We start from the raw sequence: 25,081 nt of genomic DNA on the forward strand, positions 1-25,081 counted from the left end.
CCCCGGTGGCGCGCCGGTTTGCTGGGCTGTGGGCCGTCCGGTCGCAGGTCAAGCCCACTGGCCGAACTGCGGCTGGAGGATCTCGTTAATGTCCACACCGACCCCGCCCACGGTACGGCGGTCGAACTCCACCTGGTGCAGATTGGCGGCCGGATGGGCGATTCCGCCGGGCGAGCCGAAGTTGTGCTGCCAGAACAGGGAGCCCAGGCCGTCCTGCACGGCCCACTCGATGGTCGTGGAGTTGGCGTAGACGCCGGTGCGCTCGGCCCCGATCACCGACTGCCATCCCCGCAGGTAGGGCGCCACCTGCTGCTGGTACTGCTCATAGGTCGGGTTGTCATCGATGGAGGCGTAGATCGGGGCGCTGCCCGGGCCACCGGCCGCGGTGTGCAGCTGCGCCCCGCGCGTGGCGTGTTCAACGCCGGCAGCCTCGCCACCGAGCCAGTCGGCGGTGGCCTGTTTGCCGAACTGATAGCAGGAGACCACCGCCAGACCGCTTTCCTGCAGGTCGCGCGCTTCGGCCGCCAGCATCGGCTTGCCGAGCATCCAGTCGGCGCCGGGCCGGCGATCCGACACGTAGCGAATGGCCCCCACCGCCCCGGAGTCGCGGATGGCGCTGGCCGGCAGGACACCGGCCGAATAGTCCAGCAGGATTCCCAGCGGGGCGGCCTGCGCGATCCCGGCGATCAGCGCCGACACCCCGGCACCCAAGCCGGCCGCGGCGGGCACAGTGACGGCGAGCTTGAACACGTCGCGCCGGGAGATCACCACGCGAGACAGACTAGGTCAGCAGCCGCCGCGGTTGTGGCCGGTCACCGGCGAATTACCCGGCGAAACGGTGTGCGACCATTGGCGTTGTCCGGCAACAGACAGACAAGGCGGGCCCAGATTGCGTCCCTGGATCGTGTGGGGCACCGGCCTGTTGTCCTACTTGGTGGCGGTGCTGGACCGGACCACTTTCGGAGTCTCGGGCCTTGATGCCGCCGAACGCTTCCACGCCGGCCCCAGCACGCTGTCGTCGTTCGTGATCGTGCAGCTGATCATCTACGCCGCCATGCAGATTCCAGCCGGCGTGCTGCTGGACCGGTTCGGTCCGCGCGCGATGATCACCACCGGCGTGGCCGTGCTGTCTGCCGCCCAGGCCACGCTGGCGCTGACGGAATCGCTGCCCGTTGCGGTCGGCGCCTACGGCGTGATCGGTCTCGGGGATTCGTTCATCTTCATCTCGGTGATCCGCCTGCTGCCCAATTGGTTTGCCCCCGAACGAGTTCCCCTGCTCACTCAGCTGACCGGAATCTGCGGCCAATTCGGCCAATTCCTCTCGGCGGTGCCGTTTCTGGCGATCCTGCTGCATGGCGGGTGGACGGCCGCATATCTTTCGGCCGCCGGCCTGGGTCTGTTCGCCGGTGTCCTGACGATCATCGTCGCCCGCGACGCTCCGGCAGGGGCACCGACCGCCGCTCATGCGCGGACCTTCCGTGAGGCATTCGGTGAGATCAAGATGGTGTGGTCGCGTCCGGGCACCAAGGCGGGTTTCTTCACCCATATGGGTAACGCGTTCTCGCCCGGCGTGTTCGCGCTGATGTGGGGTGTCCCCTACCTGACCACCGCGCAAGGTCTTTCGCGGGGCATGGCGGGCGCGGCACTGACGCTGTCCGTGGCGCCCTTCATCGTGGTGGGACTGCTGGTCGGAACCCTCTCGGCGCGCTGGCCCCAGCACCGTTCCAAGGTCGCGCTGACCATGATGGCGCTGATCGTGGTGACCTGGACGGTGTTGTTGGCGCTACCGAACCCCGCGCCGCACTGGTTGCTGGTGGTGCTGATCCTGGTGATCTCGGCAGGCCAGCCGGTGTCGATGCTGGCCTTCGACTTCGCCCGCACCTACAACCCGCCGGCGGCGTTGGGCACCGCGCAGGGCATGGTCAACACCGGTGGGTTCATCGCCACCCTGCTGGTCATGCAGGCGATGGGGGTGGTCATCGCGATGACCGGCGGCTATTCCTTCAGCGCGTTCCGGCTGGCATGGACGCTGCAGTACGTCGTGTGGGCGGTGGCCGCCATCGGCGTGATCAGCTACGCACGAAAAGCCCGGGAATCCGAGGCTCTGGGCGAGACGCCCTTGCTGGTGGCGGCAGGCGAGCGCTGAACGATTCAGCGCCCCGGCGTATGTGCATAGGGGTCCGGCAGCTGCGGGCAGTAGGCCTGCCGGGCCGCGTTGATGATGACGTGTGCCTCGCCGGGGCTGACTTCCAGATTCGCGATGACCGATAGCGGAACCAGCCTCGGTGAATCGGCGAGGGCCACGCAGACCGCGTGCCCTTCCTGCACCAGCAGCGTGCGCAGCGATTCGCATTTGATGTCGCCGCAGATCTGCTTGTCGTACTGAGGGTGCAGGCCCTCGCGCTCCAGCTCGTCGAAGAACACCTGGTCCTGGTCGGGTTGATCGGCGCCGGCCTGAGCACTGGGGTCGACGCTGGGATCGGCCACGGCCGCCGGAGCGGCCGCCCCGGCAAGGTACACAGACACCACAGTGAACACCGTTGCGAGCAGCCGTCGGTTCATAGCGCTGCACCAATCACGCGGAGGGCTAAGGCGTCCATTCTGGCACCGCCAAGCACCGGCCACATGCGGTTATCGGGTCAAATTTTGTGCGGGCGGAGGGACTCGAACCCTCACGCGCTTTCGCGCAATGGCACCTAAAGCCATCGTGTATGCCAATTTCACCACGCCCGCAAACGCAGTCATCGTAGCTTCCAGTCCGCCGCACCACACAACGCGAACCCCTTCCGCACGGCCATCGCGCCAGGCCCCGCGGTACCGTCATGGGGTGTCCACTACACGGCGTCGGAGACCGGCATTGGTGTTGCTGGTGATCCTGGCCGCCAGCGCCTGCCTGGGGCTGGGTTGGTGGCAGTGGAGCCGGTTCCAAGAGGTCAACGGCACCTTTCAGAATCTGGGTTACGCGCTGCAGTGGCCGCTGTTCGCCTGGTTCTGCGTGTACGCCTACCGCAAGTTCGTGCGCTACGAGGAAGAGCCCCCGGAGCTGCACCCCGCCGATACGCTGACCGAGATCCCGGCCGGACTGCTGCCGGAGCGACCCGCGGCGGCGGCGCCCACCGATGACCCCACGATGCGGGAGTACAACGCCTACCTGGCCGAGCTCTCCGAAAACGATCGACAGAACAGGAACAGCGCATGACCGACTCCCCCGCCCAGGCCGCTCCCGCCGACAAGATCCGCGGCGCACTGCTGCCCTACCGGGTACTGGCGTGGACGACGGGCCTTTGGCTGATCGCGCTGTGCTACGAGGTCGTGGTGCGCTATGTGGTCAAGGTGGACAACCCGCCGATCTGGATCGGCGTGGTGCACGGTTGGGTGTACTTCGCCTACCTGATGGCGACCCTCAACCTGGCCGTCAAGGTCCGCTGGCCGTTGGGTAAGACGCTGGGGGTGCTGCTGTCGGGCACCATTCCCCTGCTCGGGGTCATCGTCGAGCACTTCCAGACCCGAAAGATCAAGGCCCAGTTCAACCTCTGAGGCCTCGCACCTGTGCCGAGCGTGAAGTCAGCTTCACGCTCGACCACTCAGAGTGAAGCCAACTTCACGCTCGGCGGCGGGCGGTCGGCGGCTGAGGTCTCCGCCAGGCCGTTAAGCCAACGCGCGCAGCGCCGGTAGCAGCAGAGCCAGCGCCCGGCCGCGGTGCGAAGCGGCATCCTTTTCGGCCGGGCTGAGCTGCGCGGCGCTGCGGTCCGAGTCTGTCGGGACGAACACCGGATCATAGCCGAACCCGCCCTCACCGCGCGGTTCGCGGGCGATGTGTCCGGCCCATTCGCCGCGCACCACCACCTGCTGCTCGGGCCCATCACCCCAGACCAGCGCGCACGCGGAGACGAACGCAGCACCGCGCCGCTCCTCGGGCACGTCGTGCAGTTGCGCGAGTAGGAGCGCGGTGTTGGCTGCGTCGTCGCCGTGGCTGCCGGACCAGCGCGCCGACAACACCCCCGGCATGCCGTTGAGGGCCTCGACAGTCAGCCCGGAATCATCTGCCACACAGGGCAATCCGGTTGCAACGTAGCCATCGTGCGCCTTCGCCAGGGCGTTGCCCTCAAACGTCGGTGCGGTTTCCGGGGCTTCGGGATACGGCGGCACGTCATCGAGCGAAACCAGTTGCACGCCTAAGACTCCCGCGTGCTCAAGCACCCGGCTCAGTTCGGCCAGCTTCTTGCGGTTGCGGCTAGCCACCAGCAGTTGTGTCACCGGGCGGTCAGCTGCCGAACGCTTTCTTAGGCGCGGGCCCCTCCGGCAGTACGCCCGGATATGGCAGCGCCAGCGCTTCGCGCTGCACCACGAACAGCTTGTCGCAGGCGGCCAGCGCCGCGTCGAGCATCTTGTCCAGGGTCGAGCGCGGGAACGTCGCTCCCTCGCCGGTGCCCTGGATCTCCACCAGAGTTCCGGTGTCGGTGGCGACGACGTTCATGTCGACCTCGGCGCGCGAGTCCTCCTCGTAAGGCAGATCGACGCGGACCCGGCCGTCGACCACACCGACGCTCACGGCGGAGATCGCACACGACAGGGGACGCGGGTCGGACAGCTTGCCGGCGGCGGACAGGTAGGTGACCGCATCGGCGAGGGCCACATAGGCCCCGGTGATCGCCGCGGTGCGGGTGCCGCCGTCGGCCTGCAGCACGTCGCAGTCGATCGCGATGGTGTTCTCCCCCAGCGCGGCCAGGTCGATGCAGGCGCGCAGCGAGCGGCCCACCAGTCGACTGATCTCCTGAGTGCGCCCACCGACGCGGCCCTTGACTGACTCGCGATCCGAACGGGTGTGGGTGGCGCCGGGCAGCATGGCGTACTCGGCGGTCAGCCAACCGCGACCGGAACCCTTCCGCCAGCGTGGAACTCCCTCAGTGACACTGGCCGTGCACATGACCCGGGTGTTGCCGAATTCGACCAGCACCGAGCCGGCCGGATTCGAGGTGAATCCGCGGGTGATGACGACCGGGCGCAGCTCGTCGTCGAGGCGACCGTCTTCTCGTTTGGACACGCGGATAACCCTAGCGGTGATCGCAAGCGCGGCGGAGCCGGGCGCAGCGGGTCACCGCCAAAGGGCACAGCGGTGATCGCAAGCGCGGCGGAGCCGGGCGCTGGGGGCACCTCCCGCTTGCGGGGGACGGGTCACCGCCAAAAAGAACAGCCGGGGAGGTACGCGGCGCTGCTTCAGGACCGCTTGATGTCGAAGGATTCGTCGCACACCACGGCGTGCACCGGACCGTCGAATTCGGCCTTGGCCTCGCCGATGACATCCTCGCGTGAGGTCCACGGCGGGATGTGGGTCAGCAGCAGCTGGCCGACACCGGCGGCCGCGGCGATGCGCCCTGCCTCGGTTCCCGACAGGTGCAGGTTCGGCGGGCGGTTGCCCTCGTGGGTCCACGAGGCTTCGCACAAGAACACGTCGGCACCGCGGGCCAACTCGATCACCGCGTCGCAGTAGCCGGTGTCGGCGCTGTAGACCAGCGTTGCACCGGAGGGATCGGTGATCCGCATCCCGTACGACTCGGTCGGATGCGACACCAGCCCGGGCTGCACGCGTAGCGTGCCGAACGTGACCGCCTCACCGTCCACCCAGGGACGGACGTCGAAGATGTCGGTGATGTCATCGATCTCGCCGCCGTACGGTGAGGACGCGGCCCCCATCCGAGACCAGGTATCGCTGGGCCCGTAGAGCAACCCCTTGTCGAACGGCTTGATCGCCACCGACGGGTGGTAGCGGCGCCAGACGAACAACCCGGGCAGATCCAGGCAGTGGTCGGCGTGCAGATGCGACAACAGCACATGCACCGATCCCGGGTCGACGTGCCGCTGCAGGGCGCCCAGCACCCCGCCGCCGAAGTCGATAACCAGCGGTGGCGTGTCCGGCGCCTGCAACAGGTATCCCGATGCCGGCGAGTCCGGACCCACCACACTCCCGGAGCAGCCGAGCACGGTCAGTCGCACGTTCCCTACTGTGCCATGTTCGCCGCGGCCATGACGAAGACACCGGCGCTTTGCCCACGATTCGTCACCGAAATCACCGGCTAACGCAGGGGTGCGTGACGGTGCACCGCGCCGACGCCGCTGATGGCAGGCCCCAGAAAGCGGGTGGCCAGTTCAGCAAACGCCTCCGGGTCACCGGTGGCTTCGAAGATCCGTGTCGCCGGGGTGGCCTCATGTGGGCGCAGAAGGTCACGTTCGGTGAGCACCCGCAACAGGTCCTTGGCCGTCTCCTCCGCGCTGGACACCAACGTCACCTGATCACCCATCGCCAACTGGATCAATCCCGACAGCAGCGGATAGTGGGTGCAGCCCAACACCAGGGTGTCGACCCCGGCGCGTTGCAGCGGCTCCAGATAGCCCTCAGCAAGGCCCAACACCTGCCTGCCGCTGGTGATGCCGCGCTCGACGAAGTCGACGAAACGCGGACAGGCCACCGCGGTGATCTCGGTGTCGCGGGCGGCGGCGAACGCATCCTGGTACGCGTGACTGGCAACCGTCGCCTGCGTCCCGATCACCCCGATGCGGCCGTTACGCGTGGTGGCCACCGCCCGTCGCACCGCCGGCAGGATCACCTCGATGACCGGTACGTCATAGCGCTCCCGGGCGTCGCGTAGGCACGCCGCCGACGCGGTGTTGCAGGCGATCACCAGCGCCTTGATTCCGCGCTCGACGAGGTCGTCACCGATGGCCAGGGCGTGGGCACGAACCTCGGGGATGGTCAGCGGACCGTACGGGCCGTTGCCGGTGTCGCCGACGTAGATGGTGTCCTCGTCGGGCAGCTGGTCGATGATCGAGCGGGCGACGGTCAGCCCACCGACACCGGAGTCGAAGATTCCGATCGGGCTCACGCGGCAACCCCCCGGCGACGCTCGCGGGCCTTGCGCTCGGGGCCGGCCAGCCAGTAGGCGGCCACGACGCCGGCCAGCGCCCCGCACAGGTGTCCCTGCCAGGACACCCCGCCGCAGACGTTGAGCACCGGCACCGCCCCCCACAGGATGCCGCCGTAGAGGAACAGCACCACGACGCTGACCAGGATCTGCCAGATCCGGCGGGTGAACCAGCCGAACACCAGCAGGAAGGTCAGCCAGCCGAAAATCAGGCCGGAGGCGCCGATGTGGTCGGTCGGGCCACAGGACGATCCGAGGTTGCCGATCAGCCAGGTGCCCAGCCCCCCGAGGATCCACACGATCGCCGTGGCGAAGACGAACCGGGACAAACCGGTCAGCGTCAGCAGGAACCCGAGCACCAGCGCGGGTCCGGTGTTGGCCAGCAGGTGCGCCCAGTTGGCGTGCAGCAGCGGGGCGAACAGCACACCCCACAGGCCGTCGGCCTCCAGCGGCCGGATGCCGTTGCGGTCCAGCCGGTGGCCGCCCACCTGATCCAGGGCTTCGATGAGGTAGAGCAGCCCGACGAAAGCGATGATGGTGGCACCGCCGGTGCGCCAGGCCGGCTGCCGGTCAGGCTGCGGCGCGGGGGGTGTTCCCCCGCGGCGGGTCAGCTCCACGTCACAGCCCTCCCGTACCGCCGGTGAGCCGTTCGGCGAATGCCCCCGGCACCGTGCCCGGGTAGGTGGGGATGCCCGCCACGGGATCAGCGGCCAGCAATCCGCACAGCACCGCCCGGGACAGGCAGTCCGCCGCGGCGGCGCCGACCACCGTGACCAGCCCGGTCTCCGGGGACATTGCATCCGGCGTTCCGGGCAGCGGCGGAACCTCGACGGCCCCCGTCGCCAAGGCGAACACCGTGTCGCCGTCCACCGGGGTGTGGCAGGGCCGGATCGCTCGTGCCAGCCCGTCTTGGGCGGCCACCGCCATCCGGCGGCAGCCGGCCGGACTGAGTGCGGCGTCGGTGGCCACCACGGCGATGGTCGTGTTGAGCGAAAGAGACTTGGGTTCCAGCCCGGCCAGGATCGCCAGCTGCTCCGACGGCGGCGCCGTCAGACCGAATTCCTCGATCAGCAGGTTCGACCAGGGCAGCCCTGTGGTGGCGTCGATGAGTTCGCCGCTGGGGTTGACCACGACGATCGCGCCGACGGTGACCACCTGGTCGCCGAGTTCCAGCGTCACCGAGGCGGTCCCCACCCCGCCCTTGAACACTCCGGCGCGCGCCCCGGCTCCGGCACCGATACTGCCCGAGGCCGCCCTGTCACCGTCGGGACCGGCAGCGGCGGCGGCAGCGGCGTAGCCGAATTCGGCGGTGGGTCGTTTATCCCAGCCACCGACGGGCAGGTCGAAGATGACTGCGGCCGGCACGATGGGCACCACGCCGCCGTCCAGCGCGACGCCGCGGCCCTGCTCCTCCAGCCAGGTCATCACGCCGTCGGCGGTGGCCAATCCGTAGGCGCTGCCGCCGGAAAGCACCACGGCATCCACCCAACGCACGCTGTTGGCCGGATCCAGCAGATCGGTCTCGCGAGTTCCCGGTGCGCCCCCGCGGCCGTCGACGGCACCGACAGTCCCAGGAGGAGCGAGCACGACGGTGACGCCGGTGGCCCAGCCGGAACCGAGCGTCGCGTCCGGATCGATCCGCTGGTGATGGCCCACCCGGATGCCGGCGACATCGGTGATCGAACCCATGAATGTCATCGTCGGGGCCTTCCCATCAGCGCGACCACGAGGAACTCCTGCAGCACGGTGAGCCACTGATACACGTTCAGCTGACCAGCCATTGCATCGTCGGCGGCCAGCTGGTCGGGGCCCTCGGGGCCGATTTTGAGCACGGTGCCCAGCGCGAGCCGGATGTCGTTGACCGCCGCGATCCAGGCGTTCGCCTGCTCCTCGGTCAGCTCGAACCGCCCGCCCCGCTCCGGAACCGTGGCCAGCACTTGTTGTGCCGCGCCACGTTTGGCATCAATGATCCCGGGTTCGTGCAGGCTGCGCAGCGCAGAATTCAGGCCGTCCGCATCGACCGGAACATCGCCCACACGGTCCTCGGGCCGGTGGAAGTCCGGGAGCAACCGAAGGGTGGTCGCGTCGCGGGGTGTGCTGGTGTTGCCGGTCCGGATCCCGGTGATCTGTTCCAGCTCATCGGGGGGCGACGCGGACTCTCGTGCGTCGAGGATGTCCACGATCGAACCCGCCAGGTTCCGGAGCAGCGCGGCCTCATGCGGCGCCAGCGCAGACCGGAAGCGGGGTCCGTCGCCGGTATCAACCCGCTTCCATTTCTGCACGGTGAAGTCCCGGTTCCCTTCGGTTGAGTCTCAGCGGTCCTGCTGCATGGTCGCCCACAACCCGGCAGCGTGCAGCTTGGACACGTCGACTTCCATCGACTCCCGGCTGCCCGACGACACCACTGCCTTGCCCTCGTGGTGCACCTGCAGCATCAGCTTGGTCGCGTGCTGCTCGCTGTAACCGAACAGCTTCTGAAAGATGTAGGTCACGTAGGTCATCAGGTTGATCGGGTCGTCCCAGACGATGGTCACCCAGGGCGAAGTCGTCTGGTCGGCCGGGTCGGCGTGCCGTTGCCCGGTGCCCTGCGGTTTCACGGGGGTGGTCGTCGGTACTGACCTGGCCATACCGGTCAGGATACCGAGCCGTGGTGGGGTGCGGTCCAGTCGATACGGTTGGCGGGTGTACTCCTCGGCCAGGTACGGCGGGCTGCTCACCGACAAATACGAGCTGACCATGCTCGCCGCCGCACTGCGTGACGGCACGGCCGGTGTGCGGGTCGGTTTCGAGATGTTCACCCGCCGCCTGCCCGAAGCGCGCAGGTACGGGGTGGTCGCCGGTACCGATCGGTTTCTGGAAGCGTTGGGCCAGTTCACTTTCGACGACGACGCACTGGGCCTGCTGGACGAGTTCCTGGACCCCCGAACCCTGGCATTCCTGGCGGACTTCCGATTCAGTGGCGATATCGACGGCTACCCCGAAGGCGAGCTGTATTTCGCCGGGTCTCCGATCGTGACTGTGCGCGGCACCTTCGCCGAATGCGTCGTGTTGGAGACGTTGCTGCTGTCGGTGTTCAACCACGACACCGCAATCGCCTCGGCGGCCGCGCGGATGGTGAACGCCGCTGGTGGCAGGCCTTTGATCGAGATGGGTTCCCGCCGCACGCACGAGCAGGCCGCGGTGGCCGCGGCCCGGGCTGCCTACCTGGCGGGGTTCGCCGGAACGTCCAACCTGGAAGCGCACCGCCGGTTCGGTGTGCCTGTGCTGGGTACCAGCGCGCACGCCTTCACCCTGCTGCACACCGGCCCCGATGGAGAGTTCGCGGCGTTCCGAGCCCAAGTCGCCGCCCAAGGGGTGGGCACCACACTGTTGGTGGACACCTACGACGTCGCCACCGGGGTGGCCAACGCGGTCGCGGCGGCCGGGCCGGGACTGGGTGCGGTCCGTATCGACTCCGGGGAGCTGGCGGTGTTGGCCCACCAGGTTCGCGAACAGTTGGACCGCCTGGGTGCCACCGAAACCAGGATCGTGGTCTCGGGCGATCTCGACGAGTACAGCATCGCCGCGCTGCGGGCCGCACCGGTGGACAGCTACGGCGTGGGCACTTCGGTGGTCACCGGCTCGGGTGTGCCCGCTGCCGGGTTCGTCTACAAACTGGTTGAGGTCAACGGCCAGCCGGTGCATAAGCGCAGCGCCGGCAAGCAGACCCGCGGCGGGTGCAAACAGGCACTGCGGGTTGCGCGGGAGAGCGGCATCGTCACCGAGGAGGTCGTCTACCCGGCGGGTCGCCCACCGGCGGTGGACGCAGGGACCCGGATGTTGACGGTGCCGCTGGTACGCGGCGGTGACGTGGTGGCCGATACCGGCGTCGCGGCGCTGGCCGAGGCCCGCGAGCGAGTGGCGTCGGGACTGGACAGTCTGCCGTGGGAGGGGCTCAAGCTCGCACACGGCGAGCCGGCGATCCCGACGCGGCTGGTTCCCGGCGACGTCTGAGCTGCGCTACTTGCCGTTGCGTTCCCGGTGCTTGCATCCGGGCCAGCAGCACGGGCGGCGCATGCCTTCTTCGAGTTCCTCGCGCGTGCGGCGGATCCGTCGCTCGCGGGTCGCCTGCTGCTTGGCGTCCTCGACCCAGCAGATGAACTCGTTGCGTGCCAAGGGTGTGATGTCCAGCCACGCGGCCAGTGCCGCGGCGCTGACGGTCAGTCCGTCACGCAGGTCATCGGGAAGTTCATGCACCGCGCCGCCTGGCAATCGCTCGGTCATTGTTTCAGGCTAACGGCGGTCGGCGGGAAATTGGGTGGGGCAGCGGCGGCGGTGTCACTACCGTGCACACGATGGAGATCGATGCGCTGGCCTTCAGCCGCGACTGGGTGCGGGCGTGGAACAACCACGACGTGGAGGCCGTGCTGGCGCATTTCCACGACGAGGTGGTGTTCACCTCCCCGGTGGCGGCACAGATGTATCCCGAGACTGCGGGAGTGATCCGCGGCAAGTCCGCACTGCGCCAGTACTGGTCGGGCGCTCTGCAACGCATCCCGGATCTGCATTTCGTGGTCGAAGACGTTTACCGGGGCATCGACACCCTCGTGATCAACTACCGCAACCAGAGCGGTGGACTGGTCAACGAAGTGCTGCGGTTCGCCTATGACGGCTTGGTCATCGAGGGCCACGGAACCTACCTCGCCGCCACGGCCTGAGCGTTGAGCATGCGGGCCTTCGAGCGGGCTACCGTGTGCACACCATGGCTGACCCGTCCGTAACCGAGTTGCTTGCTGCGGCGGTTGCCGCCTTGGGCGGCAGTGAACGTGAAGGCCAGGTGCGCATGGCCGAGGCGGTGGCGCGCTGCTTCGAGACCGGCGAGCATCTGGCCGTGCAGGCCGGCACCGGTACCGGCAAGTCACTGGCGTACCTGGTGCCCGCGATCGCCCGGGCCTTGGCCGATGAGAGCCCCGTCGTGGTGTCCACGGCGACGATCGCGCTGCAACGCCAGCTGGTAGACCGCGACCTGCCACGCCTGGCCGGTGCCCTGGAAAAGGTGCTGCCCCGCCGGCCGACCTTCGCGCTGCTCAAGGGCCGGCGGAACTACCTGTGCCTGAACAAGATCCACACCGGGATCGCCGAGGAGTCCGACGACACGCCGCAGGCCGAACTGTTCGACCCCTTTGCCGCAAGCGCCCTCGGCCGTGACGTGCAGCGACTCACCGCATGGGCCGAGGAGACCGACTCCGGTGACCGCGATGACCTCAAACCTGGTGTACCGGAACGATCATGGTCCCAGGTCAGCGTCTCGGCCCGCGAATGCGTGGGTGCCGTCCGCTGCCAATTCGGCACGGACTGCTTCGCCGAGCGAGCCCGCGGTGTCGCCGCCGAGGCCGACGTCGTCGTCACCAACCATGCACTGTTGGCCATCGACGCCATCTCCGACACCACAGTGCTGCCCGAGCACCGCCTGCTGGTGATCGATGAGGCACACGAGCTCGCCGATCGGGTGACCTCGGTGGCCACCGCCGAGCTGAGCGCCACCATGCTCAGCGTCGCGGTGCGCCGGGTCGCGCGGCTGGTCTCCCCCGAGTTGGTCCAGCGCCTCGATGCTGCGGCGCTGACGTTCGGATCGGCGATCCACGACGGCACACCGGGCCGAATGGATCACCTCGACGAAGAACTGGCCACCTACCTGGCCGCGCTGCGCGATGCCGCCGGTGCGGCCCGCGCGGCCATCGACACCGCACCTGCCGATCCGAAGGTCGCCGCCGCACGTAAGGAGTCCGTCGCGGCGCTGACCGAGATCGGCGACACCGCGGCCCGGATCCTGACCTCCTTCGAGCCGGCCATCCCCGAGCGCTACGACGTGGTCTGGCTCAGTCACGAAGACAATCGGGGCTCGGTCCGGGCCGTATTGAGGGTGGCGCCACTGTCGGTGGCAGGCCTGCTGCGCGAGCGACTGTTCGCGCGGGCCACCACGGTGCTGACCTCAGCGACACTGACTGTCGGCGGATCCTTCGACGCCATGGCCGGAGACTGGGGCCTGCGGCGTGGCGCCGACGCCCAGGCGGCCCGCTGGCGTGGCCTCGATGTCGGCTCGCCCTTCGATCACGCCAAGTCGGGCATTCTCTATATCGCCGCGCACCTGCCCGCACCCGGGCGTGATGGCACCGGAACCGACCAGCAGCTCGACGAGATCACCGCGCTGATCACCGCGGCCGGCGGCCGAACGTTGGGCTTGTTCTCCTCGATGCGGGCGGCGCGGGCCGCGGCCGAAGCGATGCGAGAGCGCCTCGACACCCCGGTGCTCTGCCAGGGCGACGACACCACGGGCACGCTGGTCCAGCAGTTCGCCGACGACGCCGAGACATCACTGTTCGGCACGCTGTCTCTCTGGCAGGGCGTCGACGTACCCGGACCGTCCCTGTCGCTGGTGCTCATCGACCGCATCCCGTTTCCGCGACCCGACGATCCGCTGTTGACCGCCCGGCAGCGCGCGATCACCGCCCACGGCGGCAACGGCTTCATGGCCGTGGCCGCCAACCACGCCGCCCTGCTGCTGGCCCAGGGCGCCGGGCGGCTGCTGCGCGGGACCGATGACCGCGGCGTGGTGGCGATACTCGACTCGCGGATGGCCAACGCCCGCTACGCGGGCTACCTGCGGGCTTCGCTGCCGCCGTTCTGGGGCACCACCGACGCGGGCAAGGTGCAGCTGGCGCTGCAGCGGCTGCGCGGTGCATGAGCGCACTATCCTGGTACCTCATGCGCCCCGCCCGCCGACGGTATCGAGTTCTCTTCACCGCCTGCACGGTGATGCTGTTGCTCAGCGGTTGCGCTCGGATGCTGGACGGCTCGCCGGTGTCGGTGTTCGCCGACCCCTTCCGGGTCGGTGGCCTACAGGCAGTCGACGGCCCGACCGGGCTGCGCCCCGACGCCCCGCCGCCGACGCGGGAGGTCGAGGGCACCGATGGCGGGCGCATCGATCAGCTCGCCGCGCAGTCGGTCAGCGACCTCGAGGCGTTCTGGACCACGACCTATCCCAACACCTTCGACGGCGATTTCAGACCGGCGAAATCCCTGCTGTCCTGGGATCCCGGTCAGCTACGCGGAAGATTCTGCGACAACCGGACTTTCCTGCTGGTCAACGCCGCCTACTGCTATCTGGACAACACCATCGGTTGGGATCGCCGGCTGCTGTTGCCGGCGCTGCGCAGCGCCTACGGCGACATGGCCGTCACCATGGTGCTCGCCCATGAATACGGCCATGCGATCGCGCGGACGGCCGGTATCACCAAACGGCGCCAGACGCCCACTCTGGTGGCCGAGCAACAGGCCGACTGCCTGGCCGGTGTCTATCTGCGGTGGGTGGCGCAAGGCGACTCCCCGCGATTCACGCTGAGTACCGGCGACGGCCTCAACGGCGTGCTGGCCGCGATGCTGGCACTGCGTGATCCGTTGCTGGGACCCGACGAGAGCGTCGGCGGTAACGAGCACGGCTCGGCTTTCGAGCGGATCTCGGCCTTCCAGTTCGGCTTCACCGACGGCGCCGACTCGTGTGCGGCCATCGATGCCGAGGAGATCGAGCAGCGACGCGGCGAGTTGCCGGTGCAGTTGCAGCAGAACGAGACGGGAGAGGTGCCGGTCAGCGAGGAATCGGTCCAGCTGATCATCGATGCGATGAACACCGCGTATGCCCCCGCCCAGCCGCCACAGCTGACCTTCGACGCCGCGGCTGCCGCCACGTGCCCCGACGCCCGCCCGAGCCCACCGGCCTCGTACTGCCCCGCCACCAACACCATCGCGGTCGACCTGCCCGCCCTGCAGGCGATGGGCACGCCCAGCAAGGACCAGAAGTTGGCGACGCTGTCCGGGGACAACACCGCCTATTCGGCGCTGGTCTCGCGCTACCTGCAGCGGGTACAGATCGAACACGGCGGGCTGGTGCTCGACAACGCCGCCGCTGCGCTGCGCACCGCCTGCCTGACCGGTGTGGCGACCACCCGGCTGTCCCAGGGCGTCACCACCTCCAACGGTGGCAAGATCGCGCTGACTGCCGGCGACCTGGATGAGGCGGTCGCCGGGCTGCTGACCAATGGGCTGGCCGCCGGCGACGTCAATGGCGAGTCGGTTCCTGCGGGCTTTTCCCGCATCGACGCCTACCGCACCGGGGTGCTCGGCGATGAGGACCGCTGCCTGGCCCGCTTCCCCTGATCGCAGTCTTCCGCGGGCCGGCGAGCCGTTCAGAGTGCACTGAAGGCCGTGGGTTTCGAAAATCGGCGACCCTGAACGCAATCTCACCGCGGGAATCCTCACGCTCCCCCGGGCCGACCGGCCTCAGGCCAACGTCACCAGCCCCAGTTCGGCATCACCGGACAGCAAGGGATGGCTGGGCAGCACCCGCACGGTGTAGCCCACCGCCCCAGCCACGGGCAGTCGGCTGGTCGTGGAGAACACCTCGGTGCCGTCGGCGTCGGTGTGGGCATGCGTCATGGCCACCGTGACCGGATCCACCAGCGTGTCGCCGGAATCGACTCGGCCCAGCACCGCCTGCACCACCACTTCGTCCGGCCGCAGCCCTGCCAGGCGCACCGCGGCGGTCAGCGTCAACTCCGAACCCAGCCACGGCGCATCGGGCAGACCTGTGCTGTCGACGTCAGTGATCTGGATGTGTGGCCAGGCCTCCTGTGCCCGACGCCGGTAGTCGGCGAGCTCCCGTGCCGCACCATAGGGCACGCCGTCGACCGGCTCACAGGTGCGGCGCGACGACATTGCGGCCGGGGCATAGCACTGCTGCACATAGTCGTGCACCATCCGCGAGGCCAACACCTTGGGACCCAACGTCTGCAAGGTGTGGTGCACCATCTCGATCCAGCGCGGTGGCACACCCTGCTCGTCGCGGTCATAGAACTTCGGGACCACCGAGGCCGCCAGCAGGTCGTACAGTGCCGCGGCTTCCAGGTCGTCACGGCGATTCTCGTCGGGAACACCGTCGGCGGTCGGAATCGCCCAGCCGTTCTCGCCGTCGAACCACTCGTCCCACCAGCCGTCGCGAATCGACAGGTTCAGCCCGCCGTTGAGTGCGCTCTTCATCCCCGAGGTTCCGCAGGCCTCCAGGGGACGCAACGGATTGTTCAGCCAGACATCGCATCCGGAGTACAGGCGCCGTGCCATCGACATGTCATAGTCGGGCAGGAACGCGATGCGGTGCCGCACCTCCGGGCGGTCGGCGAAACGCACCACCTGCTGGATCAGCGCCTTGCCGTCGTCGTCGGCCGGATGAGACTTGCCGGCCACGATCAGCTGCACGGGCCGTTGCTCGTCCAGCAGCAGCTGCTCGAGCCGCTCGGGGTCGCGCAGCATCAGGGTCAGCCGCTTATATGTGGGCACCCGGCGGGCGAAGCCGATGGTCAGCACATCAGGGTCGAATGCGGTGGCGATCCAGCCCAGTTCGGCCTCCGAGGCGCCGCGCTCAAGTCCGGACTGCAACAGCCGCAGCCGGACCTCGTCGACGAGCAGCGAACGCAGCTGCGATCGAATGGACCACAGCGTCACCGAATCGACCTGCTGCAGGCGCTGCCACGTCGCCGGTTCGCTGAACGAGTCTGGTGCGGCCACGCCGCGAATCAATTGCAGCCACGGTGGCGCAGCCCAACTGGGCGCGTGCACACCGTTGGTGATCGACCCGATCGGTACCTCGTCGGCGTCGAATCCGGGCCACAGATCATTGAACATTCCCCGGCTGACCCGGCCGTGCAGCCGCGAGACGCCGTTGGCGCGCTGCGCCAACCGCAGACCCATATGCGCCATGTTGAAGGTGCCGGGGTCCTGCTCGGCCCCCAGTTCCATGATGCGTTCGATGGGCACCCCGGCGGCCAGCGCGTCATCGCCGTCGTCGAAGTAGCGGCGCACCATGTCCGCGGGGAATCGATCGATCCCGGCCGGGACCGGAGTGTGGGTGGTGAACACCGTCGCCGCACGCACCACCGTCAGCGCGGTGTCGAAGTCCAAGCCTTCTTCGGCGATCAGCTCACGGATGCGTTCGACGCCGAGGAAGCCCGCGTGGCCTTCGTTCATGTGAAACACCTCGGGGGCCGCAACGCCCTGCAATCGGGTGAACTCGCGGATCGCCCGGACCCCGCCGATGCCGGCCAGGATCTCCTGACGGATCCGGTGTTCCTGGTCGCCGCCGTAGAGGCGATCGGTGATTCCCCGCAGTTGGTGTGGGTTCTCGCCGATGTCGGAATCCAGCAGCAGCAACGGAACTCGGCCGACCTGCGCGACCCATATCCGGGCCCGCAACCGGCCCGCTCCGGGCAACGCCACCTCGACCAGAACCGGCTTGCCGTCGGCCTCGACCAACAGCCGCAACGGCAGACCCTGCGGGTCCAGCGCCGGATAGGTTTCCCGCTGCCAACCGTCAGCGGTCAGTGCCTGGCGGAAATAACCGGATCGGTAGTGCAGCCCGACCGCGATCAACGGGACACCCAGGTCCGATGCGGACTTCAGGTGATCTCCGGCCAAGATACCCAGCCCGCCCGAGTAGTTGGGCAACGCTTCGGCGACACCGAATTCCATGGAGAAGTAGGCGATCGCGGCCGGCAGTGCGGCACCGGAATCCTGCTGCCCCTGATACCACCGCGGCTCAGTCAGGTATTCGGTCAGATCAGCGTCCAACGCATCGAGCCGGGCGGTGAACGCCTCGTCGGCGGCCAACTCTTCGAGCCGATCGGGACTGACCGCACCCAACAGCGCCACCGGATCGCGGCCGCAGCTGTGCCACAGCTCGGGGTCGATCGCGGCGAACAGCTCTTGGGTGGGCTGCTCCCACGACCAGCGCAAGTTCATCGACAGCTGCTCAAGCGCAAGCAGCCTCTCGGGGAGGTGGGCGCGAACGGTGAACCGGCGGAGGGCCTTCACGCTTGCCCACACTACCGGCGACATGGATCTGGGACTGCCCCCTACATCTGACAATTCGGTTGCGAACATGTTGCGTGATGCCGGGCCGCCCGGTGGCGGTTACCGTGGGCGGAGTAGCGGAAGAGCGAATCACGACGAACGGAGTGCGGTGGCTGGCCGAGTCGAGGTCGACGATGTCGAACCGGTCATCTCCTGCGGCCGTTATCCGGCCAAGGCCGTGGTCGGCGAGACCGTGCCGGTCAAAGCCACGGTGTGGCGCGAAGGCCACGAGGCGGTCGCCGCCACGCTGGTGGTGCGCTACGTCGGGCGTCGCTATCCCCTGCCCGGCGATCCTCCGGCCGCGGCCCCGGCCGGTGCGGCCCTGCACCTGCCGATGCAAACGGGCTTCGACGCCTATGTCTTTCATGGCGCCTTCACCCCCGACGCCGTCGGCCTATGGACGTACCGGGTCGAGGGCTGGGGCGACCCGCTGCAGAGCTGGCGGCACGCGGTGACGGCGAAACTCGATGCCGGTCAGGGTTCGACCGAGCTGTCCAATGACCTGTTGATCGGCGCCGGGTTGTTGGACCGTGCCGCAGCCGGGGTGCCCTCGGCACGGCGCAAACCCGTGCGGGCGGCTGCTGCGGCGCTGCGCGCCTCGGGAGACGCGGTCTCGCGGGCTGCGCAGGCACTGTCGGCAGAACTCGACGAGCTGCTGGCCCGCTACCCCCTGCGGGAGCTGGTCACCGCCGGCGTGGAACACCAGGTCTGGGTGGATCGGCCGCTGGCGCGCAGCGGTGCCTGGTATGAGATGTTTCCGCGCTCCACGGGCGGCTGGGACTCCGACGGCCGGCCGGTGCACGGTACCTTCGCCACCGCGGCCGCGGCACTGCCCCGGATCGCGCAGATGGGATTCGACGTGGTGTACCTGCCACCGGTACATCCGATCGGCCGGATCCATCGCAAAGGCCGCAACAACTCGGCGACCGCCGAGCCCGGTGACGTCGGGTCGCCGTGGGCCATCGGCAGCACCGAAGGCGGTCACGACGCGATTCATCCGGAGCTGGGCGGCATCGGCGACTTCGACGACTTTGTCGCCGCGGCTCGCCGACTCGACCTGGAGGTCGCCCTGGACCTGGCGCTGCAGTGCGCACCCGATCATCCCTGGGCGACCCAGCATCGCGAATGGTTCACCGAACTGCCGGACGGCACCATCGCCTACGCGGAGAATCCGCCGAAGAAGTACCAGGACATCTACCCACTGAACTTCGACAACGATCCGGCAGGCCTGTACGCCGAGGTGTTGCGCGTGGTCCGATTCTGGATCGATCACGGGGTCAAGATCTTTCGGGTCGACAACCCGCACACCAAACCGCCGGACTTCTGGCTCTGGCTGATCGCCGCCGTGAAGAACATCGACGCCGACGTGTTGTTTCTCTCCGAGGCGTTTACTCCCCCGGCCCGCCAATACGGGCTGGCCAAGCTGGGATTCACCCAGTCGTATTCCTACTTCACGTGGCGGACCACCAAGGCGGAGATCACCGAGTTCGGGCAGCAGATCGCCGAGCTCGCCGACTTCCGCCGACCGAATCTGTTCGTCAACACCCCCGACATCCTGCACGCCAGCCTGCAGTATGGGGGGCCAGGAATGTTCGCGATCCGCGCGGTACTGGCCTCGACGCTGGGCCCGACTTGGGGTGTCTACTCGGGATTCGAATTGTTCGAGGACCGTGCGCTGCATGAGGGCAGTGAGGAGTACCTCGACTCGGAGAAGTACGAGTTGCGTCCTCGCGACTTCGCCGGCGCGCTCGCCGAAGGCCGGTCACTGGAGCCGTTCATCGCCCGGCTCAACGAGATCCGCCGCCTGCATCCGGCCTTCAACCAACTGCGCACCGTGCATTTCCACCATGTCGACAATGACGCACTGTTGGCCTACAGCAAGTTCGACCCGGTCTCCGGTGACACCGTGTTGGTGGTGGTCACGCTGAACCCGTTCGGCGCCGAGCAGGCGATGCTGCGCCTGGACATGTGGGCGCTGGGAATGCCCGACTACCAACGATTCTGGGTGCGTGATCAGATCAGCGGGGAAGACTACAACTGGGGCCAGGAGAACTTCGTGCGCCTGGACCCGGCGCACGCCGTCGCCCACATCGTTACCATGCCGCCGATCAATGCCGGGGCCCGCTCCGAGATGTTGCGCCGATCATGAACACGCTGACCCGACACCTGGCACCCGCTCCCAGCGAGCTGGCTCGGCTGCTCGCCGGTGAACACCACGATCCGCATTCCGTCCTGGGCGCTCACGAATATGGAGCGGCCACCATCATCCGGACCTGGCGCCCACGTGCCCGCCGCGTGGTGGTGCTCGTCGGCGATGAGCGTTTTGTCATGCGCGAGCTGGGTTCCGGCCTGTTCGCGGCCAGTCTGCCGTTCACCGACCTCATCGATTACCGGCTCGAGGTGCACTACCCGGAAACGGCCGACTTCGCCGAGCCCACCGGCGTGCACACCGTCGCCGACGGCTACCGGTTTGCGCCGACATTGGGAGAGCTGGATCTGTATCTGTTCGCCGAAGGGCGCCACGAGCGGCTGTGGGAGGTGATGGGCGCACATCACCGCACCTTCACCACGCCCGACGGCGAGGTGTCCGGGGTGTCTTTCGCCGTGTGGGCGCCCAACGCCACCGGAGTCAGCCTGATCGGAGACTTCAACGGCTGGGCCGGGGACGACGCCCCGCTGCGATCGCTGGGTTCCTCCGGTGTCTGGGAGTTGTTCTGGCCCGACTTCCCCACCGCCGGCCTCTACAAGTTTCGGGTACACGGCGCCGACGGCGCCGTCAGTGAGCGCGCCGACCCGTTCGCCTACGCCACCGAAGTACCCCCGCGCACCGCATCGGTGGTGACGGCCAGCGACTACACGTGGAACGACTCGGCCTGGATGGCGCAGCGCGCCCGACGTACGCCGGCCAACGAGCCGATGAGCACCTACGAGGTGCACCTGGGCTCCTGGAGGCCAGGACTCAGCTATCGCCAGCTCGCGGTGGAGCTGACCGAATACGTTGTACAGCAGGGCTTCACCCATGTGGAGCTGCTGCCGGTCGCAGAGCATCCGTTCGGCGGATCCTGGGGATACCAGGTGACTTCCTACTACGCCCCGACGGCCCGCTTCGGCAGCCCCGATGACTTCCGGGCACTGGTGGATGCGCTGCACGCCGCCGGTATCGGCGTCATCGTGGACTGGGTTCCGGCGCACTTCCCCAAGGACGAATGGGCCCTCGGCCGGTTCGACGGAACGCCACTGTATGAGCACTCCGACCCGCGCCGCGGTGAGCAACTCGACTGGGGCACCTACGTGTTCGACTTCGGCCGCCCGGAGGTGCGTAACTTTCTGGTCGCCAACGCGCTGTATTGGCTGACGGAATTTCATGTGGACGGGCTGCGGGTGGATGCCGTGGCATCGATGCTCTACCTGGACTACTCACGGCCCCACGGCGGGTGGACACCGAATATCCACGGCGGCAGGGAGAATCTGGAGGCCGTGCAGTTCCTTCAGGAGCTCAATGCGACCACCCATCGGGTGGCCCCCGGCATCGTGACCATCGCCGAGGAGTCCACCTCGTGGCCGGGAGTCACCCGAGACACCGGTCTTGGCGGACTCGGGTTTTCGATGAAATGGAACATGGGCTGGATGCACGACACCCTGGCTTACCTCGGTCATGATCCGGTGCACCGCAGCTACCACCACCACAACATGACCTTCTCGATGCTGTACGCGTTCAGCGAGCATTTCGTGCTGCCGATCAGCCACGACGAGGTGGTGCACGGCAAAGGCACGCTGTGGACCCGGATGCCGGGAGACGACCACCACAAGGCAGCCGGCCTGCGCACCTTGCTGGCCTATCAGTGGGCGCATCCCGGTAAGCAGTTGCTGTTCATGGGCCAGGAATTCGGCCAGCGAGCCGAGTGGTGCAACGAGCGCGGCGTCGACTGGTTCCAGCTCGACCCCGCAAGCGAGCCCGACGGCTACTCACCCGGGATCCTGCGCCTGGTCGCCGATCTCAACGCCCACTATCGGGCCCTGCCTGCCCTGTGGAGTCAGGACTCCGACCCGCGGGGCTACTCCTGGATCGATGCCAACGACTCGGCCAGCAATGTGCTGAGCTTTCTGCGCTACGGCGCTGACGGTTCCGTGCTGGCCTGCGTGTTCAATTTCGCCGGCGTGACCCACGCCGACTATCACCTGGGCCTGCCTCAGGCGGGTCGCTGGCGTGAGGTGCTCAATACCGATGCGGCCGGGTACCGCGGCTCGGGCCAGGGCAACCTCGGTGGCGTCGAGGCCACGGACGCACCCTGGCACGGCCGCCCCGCCTCCACGGTGCTGGTGCTGCCGGCCTTGTCGGCGGTCTGGCTGGCGCCCGAGTAGCGCCAGCCCTCGGGCCGGCCACTACCGCGAGCCCTGAAGGCTCGCCCGGCTCAGTAGAGCGCGTTAGCCAGGTTGCGCCGGCCCGCGACCACCTCCGGGTCTGCGGGGTCGAACAGCTCGAACAGCTCCACCAGGCGGGTCCGTACGGCGGCGCGCTCGTCACCGGCGGTGCGGCGCACCAGGGCGATCAGCCGGTCGAAGGCGGCGGTGACGTCCTGGTTGAGGATCTGCACATCGGCGGCAGCGAATGCGGCTTCGGCGTCGTCCGGGCTCGCATCGGCCCGCGCCGGAGCATCGGGGTCCCGGCCGGTGGCCCGCTCCAGGAAGGTGAGCTGTCGCAGCGCACCCTTGGCCTCGACGTGGTTGGGATCGGTCTCGAGCAACGCCTGATAGGCGGCGCGTGCCGCCGGAAAATCACCGACGTCCAGGTGGTCACGGGCCTGGGCGAGCACCGGGTCCACCTGCTCCGGCTGCTCGACCTCGCCGCCGGCCAATTTGCCCGCGGTGGCCGAGATCAGCGAGTCCACCCAGCGACGGAGCTGATCGGGCGGCTGCGGTCCCTGAAAGCTGGTGAGCGGCTGCCCGGCGGCAAGAGCCACCACGGTCGGCACGGCATCCACACCGAAAACCTGGGCAACCCGCGGGGCGACGTCGACGTTCACGGTCGCCAGCGACCACGTGGCCGCACCACCGGCACTATCGGCCTGGGCCAGCCCGGCCAAGGCGTCGGCCAGCTTGACGCAGGCCTCGCTGCGGGGCGACCACAGCAGCACCACCACCGGCACCTGGTTGGACCGGACCAGCACCTCGTCTTCGAAGTTGGCCTCGGTTATCTCGGTGGCGCCGGGCGGGGCCGCGGCATTACCGGCGGCGCCGCCGGACTGTGCCGGCTGCTTGAGGCCAGACAAATCCACTGCTCCGGCCAACGCCGGACCGATCGGGGGTCGAGGACGCGTCACGCGGTCAAGTCTGTCACGCCGCGCTCGCGGCGACACCGACGGTCGTTGTCCCGCCCAGCAACCCCACTATGACCAAGATCACACTGGGAAATCGGGGCGGGACGTCGCGCATCGCCAGCAACCTACGCAAGCGTAGGCAGGCTGTTAGCCCGCGCGCAGGATCAGTGCGTCGCCCTGGCCACCGGCACCGCAGAGCGCGGCCACCGCGTAGCCCGAACCGCGCCGCTTGAGCTCAAGTGCGGCGTGCAGGGTGATCCGCGCCCCAGACATCCCGATCGGGTGTCCGACCGCGATGGCGCCGCCGTGCACATTGACCACGTCGGGGTTCAGTCCCAGTTCCCGGGTCGAGGCCAGCGACACCGCCGCGAACGCCTCGTTGATCTCCACGACGTCGAGTTGGTCGACCGAGATCCCCTCGCGCTCGATCGCCTTCTTGATCGCGTTGGCCGGCTGCGATTGCAGGGTCGAATCCGGCCCGGCCACCACGCCATGGGCTCCGATCTCGCACAGCCAGTCCAGACCCAGTTCCTGGGCCTTGGCCTTGCTCATCACCACCACCGCGGCGGCGCCGTCGGAGATCTGCGACGACGACCCGGCGGTGATGGTGCCGTCTTTGCGGAACGCCGGCTTGAGTCCACCCAGCGACTCTGCGGTGGTGTTGGCCCGGATGCCCTCGTCCTCGGTGAACTCCAGCGGATCACCCTTACGCTGCGGGATCTTCACCGGAACCACCTCATCGGCGAAGACGCCGTCCTTCCAGGCCGCCGCGGCCTTACGGTGCGATTCGGCGGCGAACTCGTCCTGCTCGGCACGGGTGAACTTGTCTTCGTCGTTGCGCTGCTCGGTCAGCGCTCCCATCGGCTGGTCGGTGAACACGTCGTGCAGGCCGTCGTAGGCGAGGTGGTCGCGCACCGTCACGTCGCCGTACTTGTAGCCCTCACGGCTCTTGATCAGCAGGTGCGGCGCCTGGGTCATGGACTCCTGGCCGCCGGCCACCACCACGTCGAATTCGCCGGCGCGAATCAGCTGGTCAGCCATCGCAATGGCGTTGATGCCGGACAGACACATCTTGTTGATGGTCAGCGTCGGCACGTCCCAGCCGATGCCGGCCCCCACCGCCGCCTGGCGGGCCGGCATCTGGCCCGCGCCCGCGGTGAGCACCTGGCCCATGATCACGTACTGCACCAGCGACGCCGGCACCTGAGCCTTCTCCAGCGCCCCGGCGATCGCCACAGCACCCAGGTCGCTGCCGGAGAAATCCTTCAGCGAACCCATCAATCGGCCGATCGGGGTCCGAGCCCCAGCAACGATCACCGATGTCGTCATGACTACCTCCAGGGCGGGGATGAGGGGCCGATCTTTCCGGTCGGCGCAGCGCGATGTTTGCGCTCAGGTTACCGTTAGTCCTATGACGACCGAATCCGTCGCTGACTCCCTTGAGACACGTCCTGCCCTGGCTTCCGCCTTGGTGACGGCCGTCGATCATGTCGGTATCGCGGTCCCGGACCTGGAAGTGGCCAAGAAGTGGTACCACGACCAGCTCGGGATGATCGTGCTGCACGAAGAGGTCAACGAGGAGCAGGGCATCGTGGAAGCGATGCTGGCTGTGCGCGGCGCCCCGGTCGGCAGCGCTCAGATCCAGCTGATGGCTCCGATCAACGAGTCGTCGACCATCGCCAAGTTCCTGGACAAGCGCGGGCCCGGTCTGCAGCAGCTCGCCTACCGCACCAGTGACATCGATGCGCTCTCCGAGCGGCTGCGCGAGCAGGGTGTCCGGCTGCTCTACGAGGCGCCGCGGCGGGGCACGTCGAACTCGCGGATCAACTTCATCCACCCCAAGGACGCCGGCGGGGTGCTGGTCGAGCTGGTCGAACCGGCCGCGAACGCCGAAGCGCACTGAAC

24 protein-coding genes and 1 tRNA gene are annotated in these 25,081 nt (G+C 68.2%); 10 read left to right on the plus strand and 15 right to left on the minus strand.

Translation table 11 applies throughout. The features are described 5' to 3' along the window. Positions 1–48 precede the first annotated feature (48 nt). A complete protein-coding gene (locus BST15_RS14345; protein ID WP_046190206.1) occupies positions 49–771 on the minus strand; it encodes a DUF1906 domain-containing protein in 723 nt (240 codons plus the stop codon). A 118-nt stretch (positions 772–889) separates the two neighbouring features. Between BST15_RS14345 and BST15_RS14350 the strand changes: the two genes are divergently transcribed. Beyond that, a complete protein-coding gene (locus BST15_RS14350; RefSeq protein WP_046190207.1) occupies positions 890–2,146 on the plus strand; it encodes an MFS transporter in 1,257 nt (418 codons plus the stop codon). Between the two features lie 5 nt (positions 2,147–2,151). On the opposite strand, the gene BST15_RS14355 is transcribed toward BST15_RS14350, so the two are convergent. Further along, entirely contained in the window at positions 2,152–2,562 is a 411-nt protein-coding gene (locus BST15_RS14355; protein WP_046190208.1) for a DUF732 domain-containing protein, read from the minus strand. An 87-nt stretch (positions 2,563–2,649) separates the two neighbouring features. Next, positions 2,650–2,733, minus strand: a tRNA-Leu gene (locus BST15_RS14360). Positions 2,734–2,827: 94 nt separating this feature from the next. Here BST15_RS14360 and BST15_RS14365 point away from each other — a divergent pair. Together BST15_RS14365 and BST15_RS14370 are read left to right on the plus strand one after the other, a co-directional pair. Continuing rightward, positions 2,828–3,199: a hypothetical protein gene (locus tag BST15_RS14365; protein WP_188108832.1), complete on the plus strand. Its 372-nt coding sequence runs from the start codon at positions 2,828–2,830 to the stop codon at positions 3,197–3,199. After that, the gene (locus tag BST15_RS14370) at positions 3,196–3,537 is read left to right on the plus strand and encodes a DUF3817 domain-containing protein (protein ID WP_046190209.1); all 342 of its coding nucleotides are present in this window, start codon (positions 3,196–3,198) and stop codon (positions 3,535–3,537) included. The genes BST15_RS14365 and BST15_RS14370 overlap by 4 nt, the downstream gene beginning before the upstream one ends. Before the next feature lie 111 nt (positions 3,538–3,648). On the opposite strand, the gene BST15_RS14375 is transcribed toward BST15_RS14370, so the two are convergent. From BST15_RS14375 to clpS, 8 genes are all read right to left on the minus strand, one after another. After that, complete coding sequence (locus tag BST15_RS14375; RefSeq protein ID WP_046190210.1) at positions 3,649–4,257, minus strand: non-canonical purine NTP pyrophosphatase; 609 nt, start codon at positions 4,255–4,257, stop codon at positions 3,649–3,651. A gap of 7 nt (positions 4,258–4,264) precedes the next feature. Beyond that, a complete protein-coding gene (gene rph, locus BST15_RS14380) occupies positions 4,265–5,044 on the minus strand; it encodes a ribonuclease PH (RefSeq protein ID WP_046190211.1) in 780 nt (259 codons plus the stop codon). Between the two features lie 173 nt (positions 5,045–5,217). Further along, complete coding sequence (locus tag BST15_RS14385; protein ID WP_046190212.1) at positions 5,218–5,994, minus strand: cyclic nucleotide-degrading phosphodiesterase; 777 nt, start codon at positions 5,992–5,994, stop codon at positions 5,218–5,220. A gap of 80 nt (positions 5,995–6,074) precedes the next feature. Then, positions 6,075–6,881: a glutamate racemase gene (gene murI / locus BST15_RS14390; RefSeq protein ID WP_046190213.1), complete on the minus strand. Its 807-nt coding sequence runs from the start codon at positions 6,879–6,881 to the stop codon at positions 6,075–6,077. Further along, positions 6,878–7,531 (minus strand): rhomboid family intramembrane serine protease, encoded by a 654-nt coding sequence (locus tag BST15_RS14395; protein WP_083071022.1) that lies wholly within the window; start codon positions 7,529–7,531, stop codon positions 6,878–6,880. The genes murI and BST15_RS14395 overlap by 4 nt, the downstream gene beginning before the upstream one ends. A gap of 7 nt (positions 7,532–7,538) precedes the next feature. After that, on the minus strand, positions 7,539–8,609 hold the full coding sequence (locus BST15_RS14400; RefSeq protein WP_046190223.1) for a P1 family peptidase: 1,071 nt from the start codon (positions 8,607–8,609) through the stop codon (positions 7,539–7,541). Positions 8,610–8,614: 5 nt separating this feature from the next. After that, positions 8,615–9,202 carry an oxidative stress transcriptional regulator AosR gene (aosR, locus tag BST15_RS14405; RefSeq protein ID WP_046190215.1) on the minus strand — a complete coding sequence of 196 codons (588 nt, stop codon included), beginning with the start codon at positions 9,200–9,202 and terminating at the stop codon, positions 8,615–8,617. 30 nt (positions 9,203–9,232) lie between these two features. Beyond that, entirely contained in the window at positions 9,233–9,547 is a 315-nt protein-coding gene (clpS, locus tag BST15_RS14410) for an ATP-dependent Clp protease adapter ClpS (protein ID WP_046190224.1), read from the minus strand. Positions 9,548–9,656: 109 nt separating this feature from the next. On the opposite strand from clpS, the gene BST15_RS14415 reads away from it, so the two are divergent. Next, a complete protein-coding gene (locus tag BST15_RS14415; RefSeq protein WP_046190216.1) occupies positions 9,657–10,913 on the plus strand; it encodes a nicotinate phosphoribosyltransferase in 1,257 nt (418 codons plus the stop codon). A gap of 6 nt (positions 10,914–10,919) precedes the next feature. Here BST15_RS14415 and BST15_RS14420 read toward each other — a convergent pair whose 3' ends face one another. Further along, positions 10,920–11,183, minus strand: a complete 264-nt coding sequence (locus tag BST15_RS14420; protein ID WP_046190217.1) for a YdeI/OmpD-associated family protein — start codon at positions 11,181–11,183, stop codon at positions 10,920–10,922. A 71-nt stretch (positions 11,184–11,254) separates the two neighbouring features. Here BST15_RS14420 and BST15_RS14425 point away from each other — a divergent pair, with 71 nt between their 5' ends. Genes BST15_RS14425 through BST15_RS14435 form a run of 3 tightly spaced genes read left to right on the plus strand, consistent with a single transcriptional unit; the run spans position 11,255 to position 15,113 of the window. After that, positions 11,255–11,617, plus strand: coding sequence for a nuclear transport factor 2 family protein (locus BST15_RS14425; RefSeq protein WP_046190218.1), 363 nt, complete (start codon positions 11,255–11,257; stop codon positions 11,615–11,617). A gap of 44 nt (positions 11,618–11,661) precedes the next feature. Continuing rightward, complete coding sequence (locus tag BST15_RS14430) at positions 11,662–13,644, plus strand: ATP-dependent DNA helicase (RefSeq protein ID WP_046190225.1); 1,983 nt, start codon at positions 11,662–11,664, stop codon at positions 13,642–13,644. Beyond that, entirely contained in the window at positions 13,641–15,113 is a 1,473-nt protein-coding gene (locus BST15_RS14435; RefSeq protein WP_083071017.1) for a neutral zinc metallopeptidase, read from the plus strand. Before BST15_RS14430 ends, BST15_RS14435 begins: the two co-directional genes overlap by 4 nt. A gap of 123 nt (positions 15,114–15,236) precedes the next feature. Here the strand turns inward: BST15_RS14435 and glgP are convergent, their stop codons facing one another. After that, positions 15,237–17,819: an alpha-glucan family phosphorylase gene (glgP, locus tag BST15_RS14440; RefSeq protein WP_046190220.1), complete on the minus strand. Its 2,583-nt coding sequence runs from the start codon at positions 17,817–17,819 to the stop codon at positions 15,237–15,239. 148 nt (positions 17,820–17,967) lie between these two features. Between glgP and BST15_RS14445 the strand changes: the two genes are divergently transcribed. Then, positions 17,968–20,007 carry an alpha-1,4-glucan--maltose-1-phosphate maltosyltransferase gene (locus tag BST15_RS14445; protein WP_046686399.1) on the plus strand — a complete coding sequence of 680 codons (2,040 nt, stop codon included), beginning with the start codon at positions 17,968–17,970 and terminating at the stop codon, positions 20,005–20,007. Next, entirely contained in the window at positions 20,004–22,220 is a 2,217-nt protein-coding gene (glgB, locus tag BST15_RS14450; RefSeq protein ID WP_046190684.1) for a 1,4-alpha-glucan branching protein GlgB, read from the plus strand. Before BST15_RS14445 ends, glgB begins: the two co-directional genes overlap by 4 nt. A gap of 50 nt (positions 22,221–22,270) precedes the next feature. On the opposite strand, the gene BST15_RS14455 is transcribed toward glgB, so the two are convergent. Together BST15_RS14455 and BST15_RS14460 are read right to left on the minus strand one after the other, a co-directional pair. Further along, entirely contained in the window at positions 22,271–23,179 is a 909-nt protein-coding gene (locus BST15_RS14455; RefSeq protein ID WP_046190683.1) for a tetratricopeptide repeat protein, read from the minus strand. A 144-nt stretch (positions 23,180–23,323) separates the two neighbouring features. Beyond that, complete coding sequence (locus BST15_RS14460) at positions 23,324–24,505, minus strand: acetyl-CoA C-acetyltransferase (protein WP_046190682.1); 1,182 nt, start codon at positions 24,503–24,505, stop codon at positions 23,324–23,326. An 82-nt stretch (positions 24,506–24,587) separates the two neighbouring features. Here BST15_RS14460 and mce point away from each other — a divergent pair, with 82 nt between their 5' ends. Next, positions 24,588–25,079 carry a methylmalonyl-CoA epimerase gene (gene mce, locus BST15_RS14465; protein WP_046190681.1) on the plus strand — a complete coding sequence of 164 codons (492 nt, stop codon included), beginning with the start codon at positions 24,588–24,590 and terminating at the stop codon, positions 25,077–25,079. The last annotated feature ends 2 nt before the right edge of the window (positions 25,080–25,081 follow it).

Source organism: Mycolicibacter arupensis (genome assembly GCF_002086515.1).
Taxonomy (GTDB): Bacteria; Actinomycetota; Actinomycetes; order Mycobacteriales; family Mycobacteriaceae; genus Mycobacterium; species Mycobacterium arupense.